Source organism: Thalassospira sp. UBA1131, assembly GCF_002311515.1.
Classification (GTDB): domain Bacteria; phylum Pseudomonadota; class Alphaproteobacteria; order Rhodospirillales; family Thalassospiraceae; genus Thalassospira.
Genome location: NZ_DCAO01000044.1, coordinates 41,855 through 53,942 on the forward strand (window position 1 = coordinate 41,855; position 12,088 = coordinate 53,942).

Sequence of the window (12,088 nt, forward strand, 5' to 3'; positions counted from 1 at the left end):
GCGCAAAATGCCAGTCTGAAACGTGCGGCCGGTGATGGCGATATTCCGGTTTTTACCGACACCTATGACAATGCAGAATTTTGTGCCGATGGCAGTGAGACGGGGCCGTGTGTTATTGCGCCGGTCGATGTGCCGGAATTCGATGCCAGCTTCGTTTATCGTTTCCTTGCCTATCACGCCCAGCGCCCGTTTGACCGGTTCTCCTGGCAGGCATTCACATCGCTGATGGCGCCACTCGATCATCCCGGTCAGGCAGCCTTATGGGAAAGTTTCCCGACCCGGCGCGACCTGTTTTCCGAGGTGACCTATCCGAATCCGGCCTGTGGCGATGATCTTCCCGACGGGCATTTGCTGCTGGCAAGTTATCTGCAATCTACCGGTGATGTCCTGATTGATCAGGCGGGCAATTTCGTTCTTTTCGAAACCCGCATTAATCCGGTCGCTGCCGATTATATCATCGCAAACAACCTGCAAACGCCAGCCGGGCGTGCGGCCTTTGCCACGTCCGGGCAAAACATCGATTTCCCCACCGGCCATCTGCAGGCCGATGTCGCAACGAAGGTAAAACTCGCTTCTGCCGATGCGACTGCCAATGATGCTGCAAACCCGCCCAGCCCTGCCATTCCAGCCTCTGCGCCCGGTATGATGGGGGCACAACTTCTGAAGTTTTCCTGGCGTGTTCTGCCAACTGCGGATGCGACAAGTCGGGATCGTTATTTTACCCGCCCGGCGCGAATATCGCTTGCGGGCGATCAGACAATTGATGGCCGGGCCAAATGTCTTGATGTCACGGTCGGGTTGGTTGGCATGCATCTTGTCCAGCGGGTCGCCAGTGGCAATGGGGATCGCTGGATCTGGTCGAGTTTCGAACATATCGACAATGTGCCCTTGGCCGCCAATGCCCGGCGCCCCAACAGCATCATCACCAAGCAACCGTTTGAAAACGGCTGTCTCGTGCCCGAAGCGGTCGAAGGCGAATTCGCCTTTTATGGCGGACAACTGCCAGTCGGCAGCCCGGCCAATCAACCGATATCCGGGATTTTGAAATGGTCAGACAACCCGCCCTATGCCCGCCTTGCGTCCGGGGATCATCCGACCCCGCCCGATATTGTGCGTTGCTGGCGACTGTTTTCCGGTACGGCTGAAAGCAACTTTGTCTGGCAGACCAAACTGAATGGCAGCGTCCTTGCAAATTATATGCTGCTCGGCACGCAATGGATCGGCAATCCCGGTGGTGAACCGTTCGGTATTGGCGAAGTGCCACGCTTTTTGACCAACAGCACGCTTGAAAGCTTCATGCAGGATCAGTCCGATGCTACCTGCCTTGGCTGTCATGCCCGTGCAACGACTGATGTCGGACAGAACGCCAACTTCACCTTCCTGCTTGATCCGGGCAGCTAAATACCAGCCATCAGTGCCACGCAGACAGACCTTCCAATTTCCACCGATTGCCACTAGCATGCTCCGCAACATTTGCCGCACCCAAAAACAAAGAACAGCGGCGAATTCAGGGAGGAAACATGCTGGGCAGTCGTTCAGACTATGCGGCGGTACGTTCACGCTTTGCCTGGAACGTGCCAACCCACTTTAATATAGGTGTCGATGTTTGCGACAAATGGGCGGATGACCCGGATCGTCTGGCATTGATGCATCGCCGGCGCGATGGGTCGCGCCGCGACTACACATTTGCACAGATCAAACGCCTGTCGAACCGCTTTGCCAATGTCATGCGCCGTCATGGCATAAGGCGTGGTGACCGGGTCGGGATTCTTTTGCCACAAAGCCCGGAAACGGCGATTGCCCACGTTGCGACCTACAAGATGGGCGGCATTGCTGTGCCGCTCTTTATGTTGTTTGGGGTCGATGCGCTGGAATACCGGCTGGGCAACTGTGCGGCCAAGGCCTTGGTGACAGACCGCGAAGGGGCCGCCAAGATTGCCGAAATCCGCGATCTTCTGCCCGCGCTTGAATATGTCTATGTGATTGATGGCGCGCCCGATCAATGTTTTGATTTCAAGGCCCTGTCATCAGAAGCCAGTGACGAATTCGAACCGGTCAATACCCGTGCCGATGAACCAGCCCTGATCATTTATACATCCGGCACCACCGGTCAGCCAAAAGGAGCGCTGCATGCGCACCGGGTGTTGCTTGGCCATTTGCCCGGTGTTGAAATGTCGCATGATTTCTTCCCCGAAGATGGTGATGTCATGTGGACCCCCGCCGACTGGGCCTGGATTGGCGGGCTTCTTGATGTCCTGTTGCCTGCCTGGCATCACGGCGTACCTGTCGTTGCCCACCGGTTTGAAAAATTCACACCCGAGGATGCCTTTCGCCTGATGGCCGAATATGGCGTGCGCAATACTTTCCTGCCGCCAACCGCGCTTAAGATGATGCGCGCGGCTGGCGATGATATGGCGCAAAGGTTCAATTTTAAACTCCGCTCCATTGCAAGCGGTGGCGAAACATTGGGTGCGGAACTTCTTGATTGGGGACGTCGGGTGTTCGGCCTCACCATCAACGAGTTCTATGGCCAGACCGAATGCAACATGGTGGTCAGTTCCTGTCAGTCGATCATGGAACCCAAACCCGGTGTGATGGGCCGTCCGGTGCCCGGCCACGATGTCGCGGTGATTGATCTGAGCGGCAAGGTGCTTGAACCCGGTGAAATGGGCCGCATTGCTGTGCGTGCACCCGATCCGGTGATGTTCCTGGAATACTGGCGCAATCCCGAGGCCACCCGTGACAAGTTTGTCGGCGAATGGCTTTTGACCGGCGATATGGGCTGTGTCGATGCCGATGGCTATATCCGCTTTGTCGGGCGTGACGATGATCTGATCAGCTCGGCGGGCTATCGCATCGGTCCGGGCGAGATTGAGGATTGCCTGATTGGTCATCCGGCTGTGCGCATGGCCGGTGTGATTGGCAAACCCGATGAACAGCGCGGCCAGATCGTAAAGGCCTTTGTCGTGCTGGCCGATGGCTTTGCCCAAAGCCCGGCGCTTGAAAGTGAAATCAAGGACTTCGTTAAAACCCGTCTGGCCGCACACGAATACCCGCGCGAAATCGCCTTCCTTGATCAATTGCCCATGACAACCACCGGCAAGGTCGTTCGGCGGGCACTGCGCGACATCGCCTGATCCTCAATCAGTCAATTCGGATCGTTTTCGAAACGGTTTTTGCAAAAAACAAGGCCGGGTCCATCAGGATCCGGCCTTGTCTGTTTCAAGTTTTGGAGTTGTGGGCTTATTCGTTGCGCAACAACGGTGCTGCCGGGCTGCGTAATGCCTGCCAGGTGCCGACAAAGCCCGCCGCCAGCGTGGCAAACAGGCCAATCGCAATCGGACCCAGAATGGTCATCGGCAACAGCACCCAGTTGGCTTCCATGATCAGCACCAGCACTGACCAGGCGGCAACCGATCCAACCACGGCCGCAATCACCCCGGTGGCAAGGCCAAGGATCCCGTATTCCAGCGCATAGGCATAAAGGATGTTTGCCCTTGTTGCGCCAAGGGTCTTGAGTACCACGGCATCATAGATGCGCTTGCGCCGACCGGCCGCAACCGCCCCGCCAAGGACAAGCACGCCTGCGACAATCGCAATCATGCTGGTCGCATTAAGCGCCGTTCCGATCCCCGCCAGAATGGCATTGGCGGCTTCAAGTGCTTCACGCACCCGGATGGCCGAGACATTCGGGAAGTCCATGCCGATCATCCGATCAACCGGTTCCTCCATTTCGCGCGGCATATGGGCGGTGGCGATCAGGCTGTAGGGTGCCTTGTCGATCAGGCCCGGTGAAAACACCATCGCGAAATTCATGCGAAGGCTTTGCCATTCGATCTCCCGCCAATTGGCGATCTCGGCCGTGATATCACGGCCCAGCACATTGACGGTCAATGTATCGCCCGGCTCCAGATCAAAGGCATTTCCGATATCGGCACTGATCGACACCAGTGGCTTGGACGCGTCGTTGTAATCGGCTGGCCACCATTCGCCGCGGACCAGTTTGGTTTCCGGCGGCGGAGTGGCGGCAAAGGTCAGGCCACGGTCCCCGCGCAGGAACCAGCGATCATCGCCCGGCCCGACATCGTTGGAATTAACGCCATCAACCGCCGTTACCCGACCACGCAGCATCGGTGTTTGTTCGATATCCGAAACGTTGTCCTGCGCCAGAAGCTGGCCTCGGAACTGCTCGATCTGATCAGGGCGAATATCAAGGAAGAAAAATGCCGGGGCAGAGTCCGGCAGGTTCTCGTTAATCTCGTTATCAAGGTTGCCCTCGATCCCGGAAATCGTCACCAGCAACGTCAATCCCAAGCCAAGCGACAACGCAACCGGCACCGTACTTGCGCCCGGACGGTGCAGGTTGGCCAGCGCCAGTCTGGAAAAGGCACTGCGGCCCGTAATCAACCGTTTCGAAAGGGATACGATACCTTGTCCTGCAAAGGTGAAAATCACCACAGCTGCCGCCGACCCGCCAATAAAGCCAAGTGCAATCGCCTTGTCGGTCGCGGTCAACACCGTCAGGATCAGCAACAGCACCAGCGGCACCCCGATATAGGGCAGGTCACGCTTGCGCACCGGACTGCCGCTAAACAGACCGGCACTGGCACGGAACAATCGTGCCGCCGGGATTTCACGTGCGCGCAGCAAGGACGGCAGTGCAAAGACCAGAGTGGTCAAAACGCCGAAGCTTGTTGCAATGATCAGCGACGGCAATGCCGGGCCAAGCGTCACATCAATCGGCAACCGCCCGGACAAAAGTGGCGCAATCAACGCCGGTGTCACCGCACCGATCAGAAGCCCGATGGCAATCCCGATCAGGGCCAGCACAAGGATCTGCAGGAAGTAAATCCGAAGCACCAAGCCATGCGACGCCCCGATGGATTTAAGCGTGGCAATGACGGATGTTTTGCTTTCGATATGGCTGCGCACGGCATTGGCCACACCAATGCCGCCAACCAGAAGCGCCGAAAGACCAACAAGCGTCAGGAACAGGGTCAGGCGCTCGATAAACCTCTTCAGGCCAGGGTTGGCATTGGCCGTATCCCGAATACGCCAGCCGGCATCTTCAAACTGCTCTTCAAGCCGTTCGCGAAACGCGGTCGGGGTTTCATTATCATTGATATCCAATGCGTAATAATAGCGGATCAGACTGCCCGGCTGCACCAACCCGGTCTCCATCAACCCATCCATCGACACCATCAGGCGCGGGCCAAAGTTGAAAAAGCCAACTGCCTTGTCAGGCTCGGTCGCAATCACACCACGGATCTGAACATCAATATCACCAAGGGCAACCGTATCCCCGACATTGATGCGAAGCCTCTCAAGCAAGCCAGCCTCGGTCACAGCCCCCCAGACGCCATCCTTCTGATCAAGGATCCCGTCAAACGGCACCCCATCGGCAAGCTCCATCTCGCCAAACAGCGGATAGGCATCATCAACCGCCTTAAGCTCCACCAACCGGCGCTGGTCCGGGCCATAGGCCGTGGTGCGCATGGTCGCCAGTTCGGCCACGCGTTCGGTGTTCGCGATTAGCCATTCGATCTGATCGCCTGTGGCTTCCTGATGGGTCAGGCGCAGTTCAACATCACCACCCAAAAGCTTCCGCCCGTCACGCTCAAGTGCCGAAAGAACGGATTCCGAAACGTTTCCGACAGCGGCAATCGACCCGACGCCAAGCGCCAGACACGCCAGAAAAATACGAAAGCCCGATAGCCCGCCGCGCAACTCGCGCCGGCAGACCCGCCAGGCAATGGACCACAGGCGGTCCGCACCATCGGTGGGGGAAACAGATGTGCTCATGACTGCGATTCCAGATGCGAAACGATTTCGCCGTCGCGCAGCATCACCGTGCGGTCGCACCGCTTGGCAAGGGCGGGATCATGGGTAATCAAAAGCAGGGTCGAGCCGCGCCGTTTGGTCAGATCAAACAACAATTCGATAATCGTTTCACCGGTCGTGCCATCAAGGTTGCCGGTCGGCTCATCGGCCAGCAAAAGCTCCGGATCGGTCGCAAGCGCACGTGCAAGCGCAACACGCTGTTGCTCCCCGCCTGATAGCTGGCCGGGATAGTGATCGGTGCGATGACCCAGCCCGACAAGTTCCAATTCTTCGCGTGCCTTTTCAAAGGCATCTGCACGCCCGGCGAATTCCATCGGAAGCGCAACGTTTTCCAACGCGCTCATGGTCGGGATCAGGTGGAAGTCCTGAAACACGATGCCGACATGATGGCGGCGATAAAGCGCCAAGCCATCTTCATCAAGGGCGCGAAGGTCCTTGCCGCACACCTTCACCACACCTTCCTGGGCTTGTTCCAGTCCGGCGATCACCATCAAAAGCGATGTCTTGCCGGACCCGGAAGGACCGACCAGCGAGACGCGCTCGCCCGCACCAATCGCAAGATCGACCCCCTTAAGGATCTCGACAATCCCGGCCGGACCCTGCAGCCGCAGCTTCAGGTTTTGCACATCAATTGTCTGTTTTGGCGCTTCACCAGACGCGGCGACATTTTGTTCCGGTATCGTGGTGGTTTCGGTCACACTCATTTCGGGTCCTATCGGGTTGTCCGTTGCAAGATCAACAAAGCAGGCTACATAAGCTTACGGATCAGGACGTTTCTGGTTCAGACTTCTTTTGATCTGAATAACTTCTTTAAGGGTAAACGGTCGGAAACCGCTCCGGCAAGTTCGCAGCATGTAAAGGTGAGATTTGTAATGAATTTGGCGTTTGGGCAAGGTCGCACTGTAATCAAGTTCACGCATAAGTTGGTATCACGCCTTCGCAAATCCGCCGGTTTGGCCCTTGCCACGCTTGCCCTTGCGACCCTCGGGATGACCGGGTTTGCTTATGAAACCAAGGCACAGGATGGCGACCAAACGCCAAAAACCCTTGTTTTGTTTGGCGATAGCCTGATGGCGGGCTATGGCCTTGATCATGAAAACGGCTTTGCGCCCAAACTTGAAGCGGCCCTTAAGGAAGCAGGCCATGATGTCCGGGTGATCAATAGCTCCGTCTCGGGCGATACCACGGCGGCAGGACTTGCGCGTCTCGACTGGGCGCTGGTTGAAAAACCCGATGCGGTGTTGCTCGAACTCGGTGCTAATGATGCGCTTCGCGGGATGGAGCCATCCCAGACCCGTGAAAACCTGGCAGAAATCCTTGAAAAGCTGCGCGGCATGGATGTCGATGTTCTGCTGGCCGGTATGATGGCCCCGCCCAATATGGGGACGGCCTACGGGGATGAATTCAACAGCATCTATCCCGATCTCGCCAGCCGCTATCAGGTTGATCTCTATCCATTTTTCCTTGAAGGCGTCGCCGCCGAGCCGGAGCTCAATCAGGATGACGGGATGCATCCCAATGCCGATGGCGTGGACGTGATCGTCAAGCGCATCCTGCCTGATGTCGTCGACCTGCTGCAAACCTCTGACGCCAGCTAAGCGCGAAGCACCTGCCAGGGTATATGCCGGACGCTTCATGATCTGATGCGCAAAACCGTCGGTTTTCCAAGGGCTTGTGCGCGTCCCGACAGGTTATAAAATTTCACAACGACACAAATTGACGCAATTTCGACGCTTGTGAACTGCAAAAAACTACGTATGTAGATAGAAAACGTCAACAACCCGAAATGATTAAGTCGCCGGATCTTCAGAAGGCGAAGTCAACGCGACAAAAAGATCAAAATATAACAAAAATCAATAAGTTAAGTTAGTTTCGAGTGTCTTGCGAACACCGTGATTTTCGCCTGAAAACCCTCATTTGAGGACCAAAACACGCTGTTTGGTGTAAAATTAACACCTCATTTACTTTCGGTTCTGTTTCGAACAGCGTTTCTGCTACTGCGTATGTTGTTTTTCAAAACACCTCTTCCAAGGCTGTTATCCAATTATCGGGTTTCTGATCCTTTTTGCCTTTCCGGCAGGGGTGGGGCATCGCAAGTGCACAATGTGATAAATCACATAATATCAATAACTTAATCCAATTTCCCGAAATCAGGCGACCCTTATGGTCTGTGGATAACTCTTGGGAAACCAAACAGGTGTCCTGGGTGCCTGAAATGCACGCCTTCAAACAAATATCCCGTCATATCAATATGTTGGCGTTGTTCTGGGGACTCCGTGGATTCCCAACGAGTCGCCGATAGGCCTGTGAATGAATCGGAAGCGATTCAATTTTGACTGCAAATGCAGTTGCAGGGGGTCAAATCCGTCGATACACTTCTTATTATCGGGTGCAAAGGCGCGTTTGATCTGCGCTTTCGGTGTCCGGAGATTTTGGATTTAAGTTAAATACGTCAATGCCTTAAAGGGATTGTTCAGTGTCGTCTTCTTCCACCGTCAAACAGTCCTACACCATTCCCTGTTCTTCGATCTTTCGCGATGCTGTGCTGCAACTGGCAGAACGGCGCGGGGTGAATGCCGCCGATCTGGCGCGCTCGGTGATGCTGATTGTGCCCGAAAAGGCGATTGAGGATTATCAGGACCCCGGCGACCCGCCCAAGGGGGATCGCGAAACCATTGTCTTGAAGTCCGGCCCGGCCGAAGGGCGCCCCTGGCGGCGCAAACCCCGCCTGCAATTGCGCCTGCCACCGGGATTTTCGGTGATCACCGTGCGCAAGGCGCTTCAGATGGCGATCGATTTCGATGCGGGTGATGTCAATATGCGGGTTGAGAAATCCGACGTTCTCGCCGCCGAACGTGCCGCCCTTGAAGAAGCCCGCGCGCTTAAAAAACGTCAGGCAGAGCCACCTGTCGAGCTTCTGCAATCGCGTGAAGAACTCGAACGTCTGCGCCAGATTGTTGATAACCTTGCCTTTGATCCTCTGGACCGCGGGGTGACCACCTTTAACGAGGCCCTGCATGTCATGGGCTTTGCACCAAGTGCACGGCCTGATTTGCGCGCCATCCGCGCCAAATACCGCGTTCTCGCCGCCATCCACCACCCCGACAGTAATTATGGCTCCCATCAGCGCATGACGCAGCTTAATGCCGCGATGGAGATCCTGCGCAAACACGTTTCCTGATTGGTTGTTTCGATCCGGATCACGAACCGCCGCCCAAGCCCTTGTCGAAGGGGTAGCCCAATGCTTAGATGTAACTGGGCTTAGAGTTAACTGGGCTTGGATGTAAGCATCAGACTTCTGGTTATCGACCGGGCACAAGACCCGGGTATCCTGACCAGTCAGCAACGGGAGACAGCATGACGGCGGAATTTCGGGCGGCACATGCCAGCGGCGAAAACTGGGCTTCGGTCGCATCCGAGCTTGCAGAACTTCTCGAAAAAGAACCACTGCCAAAACAGGCGCTGGCTTTTTTGTATGTCTCCGAACCGCTGGCCGATGATCTTGGCAGTATCCTGACCTTCCTGCGTTCCCGTCTGTCGATTGAACACTGGATCGGAACATCCGGCGTTGGTGTCTGCGGATCGGGCCGGGCCTATTTCGGTGTTCCGGCGGCCTCTGTCATGGTGGCCCCCTTTGCCCGTGATGAATTCCACATCTTTGAGCCGCTCAAGACCGAGGCCGATCTGGATGCGCGCGATCTGCAAAGCGCGATTGATCGCCTGCAGCCGATCTTTGGCCTGGTGCATGGCGATCCCGCCGCCCCCGAAAGCCTCGCTCAACTGGCCGAACTGGCGCGATTGGGCTCGACCTATCTGGTTGGCGGCATCGCATCGGGAGAACGCGGCGCGCCGCAGATTGCCGACCGGGTGGTTAATGGTGGCCTCTCGGGCGTTTTGTTTGATGGCAAAACCAGTGTTCAGGTCGGCATCAGTCAGGCCTGCACGCCAATCGGCCCGGTCCACCGCGTGACCGAGGGACGCGAAGGCATCATCTCCACCCTTGATGATCGCCCCGCCCTTGATGTGCTTAAGCAAGAACTCGAAGCAGATGGCGGCGAACAATCGATGGCATCCGGGCGCTATCACGCGGCCCTGATGGTGCCCGGGTCAGATACCGGCGACTTTGTCGTGCGCAATCTGATGGGGATTGATCCCCATAACAACATGATCGCGATCAGTGGCGATGTGCAGGCGGGGGACGCCATTCGTTTTGTCCGCCGTGACGGCGCCGCCGCCGAACAGGATTTGCGCCGCATGCTAAGCGATTTGCAAAAACGTCTGCCGGGCAAACCGCGCGGGGCGCTTTATTGCAGTTGTGTCGCCCGTGGCCCGCATCTGTTTGGCACTGAAAGCCGCGAAATGATGATCATCCGTGATGAATTGGGTGATTTGCCACTGACCGGTTTTTACGGCAATGGCGAAATCTGCAATGACCGGTTCTATGGCTATACCGGGGTTTTGACCCTGTTTATCTGAGGCCGCGAATTTTCAAATCATAAGAAATTTGCCCGCAAACGGTTTCATCGCGCGGCCGAGCGGATATATTCATACCATTGCAAAATCATGTGCCGCCCCGATCCAACAGTGCGGGCGGCATAAGACAGGGGAATTTCATATGGAATATCGTCGACTGGGGCGTACAGACATTGATGTCAGCGTCATCTGCCTTGGCACCATGACTTGGGGCCAGCAGAACACCCAGGAAGAAGCTTTTGAACAGCTTGATTACGCCACTGCCAACGAAGTCAATTTCATCGACACTGCCGAAATGTATCCGGTCCCGGCGATGGAAGAGACCTTTACCGCGACCGAAACCATCATCGGCAACTGGCTTGAAAAACGCGGGCGTCGCGATGATCTGGTGATCGCCACCAAGATTGTCGGTCCGGCTGATCGTTTCCCGTATGTGCGTGGCGGGCCGCGTCTGACCCGCGGGCAGATCTTTGAGGCAATCGACGCTTCACTTGGTCGTCTGAAAACCGATTATGTCGATCTTTATCAGCTCCATTGGCCGGATCGGAATTCCAACTTCTTCTCCAAGCTCGGCTACACCCACGAGCCGGACGAGGAGTTCACCCCGATCGAGGAAAGCCTCGAAGCGCTTGATGAGCTGGTCAAGGCCGGCAAGGTCCGCCATATCGGCCTTTCGAATGAAAGCCCATGGGGCCTGATGAAGTTCCTTGAGCTGGCCGAAAAGAATGGCTGGCCGCGCGTTGTCTCGGTTCAGAACCCCTATAGCCTTCTGACCCGGCAATATGAAGTTGGTCTGGCAGAATGTTCGATCCGCGAAGATGCCGGTCTTCTGGCTTATTCGCCGCTGGGCGGCGGGGCGCTGTCGGGCAAATATTTGGGCGGTGCGCGTCCCGAAGGTGCGCGTTCCTCAGTCTGGCCCCAATATTTCGGGCGTTATCTGACCGAAAACGGGGTCAAGGCAACCGAAGCCTATGTGAAACTTGCCAGGGACAATGGCCTTGATCCGGCCCAGATGGCGTTGGCCTATGTCAATTCGCGTCCGTTCCTGACGTCCAACATCATTGGCGCGACCAGCATGGAACAGCTGAAATCCAATATCGGCTCGGCCAACATCACCCTGTCGGACAGCGTTCTCGAAGAAATCGAAAACATCCATCAGGTCTACACCTATCCCTGCCCGTAAGGTCACAGGATGGTCAGATTTTGCTCTCAGAATTTGACCAGCGACTTAAGAAAGGCGGCGGTTTATCCCGCCGCTTTTCCCACCACCGGAACGGAGGCGACATATGGTTAAGCTGATCTTTGGCAAGGAATCCGATCTGGGGGGTATTTCTGTCCGTCGCGTTTTACCCCATCGCGATGTGCGTTCCGTCGGTCCGTTCGTGTTTTTCGATCATATGGGGCCGGTCGAATTCCAACCCGGTCAGGGCATTGATGTGCCGCCGCATCCTCATACGTGCTTGGCGACCGTGACCTATCTGTTCAAGGGCGCGATCCTGCATCGTGACAGTCTGGGCAGTGACCTTGAAATCACGCCGGGCGACCTCAATTGGATGAGTGCCGGGCGCGGCATTACCCATTCCGAACGCGAAACCGATGCGGTCCGCAATTCCGTTCATGAACTCGATGGCCTGCAGCTTTGGGTCGCGCTGCCCGATGAGGCAGAGGAATCCGATCCCGCCTTTTATCACGTTGCCAAAAATGACCTGCCCGTGATCGAGGATGCCGGGCTTCACATGCGCCTGATCGCCGGTGAGGCCTTTGGCAAAACCGC

General features: G+C 56.4%; 9 protein-coding genes. 7 read left to right on the plus strand and 2 right to left on the minus strand.

Annotation, left to right across the window (positions count from 1 at the left end; all coding sequences use genetic code 11):
- The coding region (locus tag B3Z49_RS06905; RefSeq protein ID WP_296989283.1) for a hypothetical protein at positions 1 to 1,401 on the plus strand (1,401 nt) is incomplete at its 5' end.
- Between the two features lie 119 nt (positions 1,402 to 1,520).
- Entirely contained in the window at positions 1,521 to 3,137 is a 1,617-nt protein-coding gene (locus B3Z49_RS06910; protein ID WP_296989285.1) for an acyl-CoA synthetase, read from the plus strand.
- Positions 3,138 to 3,243: 106 nt separating this feature from the next.
- Here the strand turns inward: B3Z49_RS06910 and B3Z49_RS06915 are convergent, their stop codons facing one another.
- Positions 3,244 to 5,802 carry an ABC transporter permease gene (locus B3Z49_RS06915; RefSeq protein WP_296989288.1) on the minus strand — a complete coding sequence of 853 codons (2,559 nt, stop codon included), beginning with the start codon at positions 5,800 to 5,802 and terminating at the stop codon, positions 3,244 to 3,246.
- On the minus strand, positions 5,799 to 6,545 hold the full coding sequence (locus B3Z49_RS06920) for an ABC transporter ATP-binding protein (protein WP_008888532.1): 747 nt from the start codon (positions 6,543 to 6,545) through the stop codon (positions 5,799 to 5,801). The genes B3Z49_RS06915 and B3Z49_RS06920 overlap by 4 nt, the downstream gene beginning before the upstream one ends.
- A 168-nt stretch (positions 6,546 to 6,713) precedes the next feature.
- Between B3Z49_RS06920 and B3Z49_RS06925 the strand changes: the two genes are divergently transcribed.
- The 5 genes from B3Z49_RS06925 to B3Z49_RS06945 all read left to right on the plus strand — a co-directional run.
- Complete coding sequence (locus B3Z49_RS06925; protein WP_296989290.1) at positions 6,714 to 7,439, plus strand: arylesterase; 726 nt, start codon at positions 6,714 to 6,716, stop codon at positions 7,437 to 7,439.
- Positions 7,440 to 8,317: 878 nt separating this feature from the next.
- Positions 8,318 to 9,022 carry a J domain-containing protein gene (locus B3Z49_RS06930; RefSeq protein WP_008888530.1) on the plus strand — a complete coding sequence of 235 codons (705 nt, stop codon included), beginning with the start codon at positions 8,318 to 8,320 and terminating at the stop codon, positions 9,020 to 9,022.
- Positions 9,023 to 9,198: 176 nt separating this feature from the next.
- The gene (locus B3Z49_RS06935) at positions 9,199 to 10,317 is read left to right on the plus strand and encodes an FIST signal transduction protein (protein ID WP_197146184.1); all 1,119 of its coding nucleotides are present in this window, start codon (positions 9,199 to 9,201) and stop codon (positions 10,315 to 10,317) included.
- A 139-nt stretch (positions 10,318 to 10,456) separates the two neighbouring features.
- Positions 10,457 to 11,497, plus strand: coding sequence for an NADP(H)-dependent aldo-keto reductase (locus tag B3Z49_RS06940; protein WP_296989298.1), 1,041 nt, complete (start codon positions 10,457 to 10,459; stop codon positions 11,495 to 11,497).
- Positions 11,498 to 11,600: 103 nt separating this feature from the next.
- The coding region (locus B3Z49_RS06945; RefSeq protein ID WP_296989300.1) for a pirin family protein at positions 11,601 to 12,088 on the plus strand (488 nt) is incomplete at its 3' end.